Source organism: Mesorhizobium sp. M7A.F.Ca.CA.004.04.2.1 (assembly GCF_004022825.1).
Lineage (GTDB): Bacteria > Pseudomonadota > Alphaproteobacteria > Rhizobiales > Rhizobiaceae > Mesorhizobium.
In genome coordinates this window covers 1-485 of record NZ_RZPH01001763.1, presented here as the reverse complement: position 1 = coordinate 485, position 485 = coordinate 1, and the positions used below count along the sequence as shown (strand labels likewise).

General features: G+C 66.4%; 1 pseudogene. It reads left to right on the top strand.

The features are described from left to right. A pseudogene (locus tag EN893_RS37445) lies at positions 1-485 on the top strand (sarcosine oxidase subunit gamma); the annotation flags it as partial.

The window sequence follows — 485 nt, the reverse complement described above, 5'->3', positions numbered from 1 at the left end:
CACCACTGCCGCCGCCGTCAAGGTCGAGGTGCTGCCGTCGGCCGAGCGCCTTCGAAAGCGCTGCGGCCGAAGCCTCCGGCGCACGCAGTGAAACGCGCTCGGCGTGACCTTGCCGAACAAGCCGAAAACCTCTGCCGCGAAGGGCGGGCGCACCGTCTTGTGGCTCGGTCCCGACGAATGGCTTGTGATCGATGAGGCCGGCAACGATCCGCTCGCCGATTGCGCCAAAGTATCCGCGCTGCATTCGGCGGTCGGCGTCTCGCATCGCAACATCGCGATATCGGTGACGGGCCCTGGGGCAGCGGCGACGATCAATGCTGGCTGCCCGCAGGACCTGTCGCTCGACGCCTTCCCGGTGGGCGCAGCGTCGCGCACCATCCTGGGCAAGACCGAGATCGTGCTGCTGCGCACAGCCGCCGATGCCTTCCGGGTCGAATGCTGGCGTTCCTTCTCGGACTATGTCTTTACTTTCCTGTCCGAGGGAT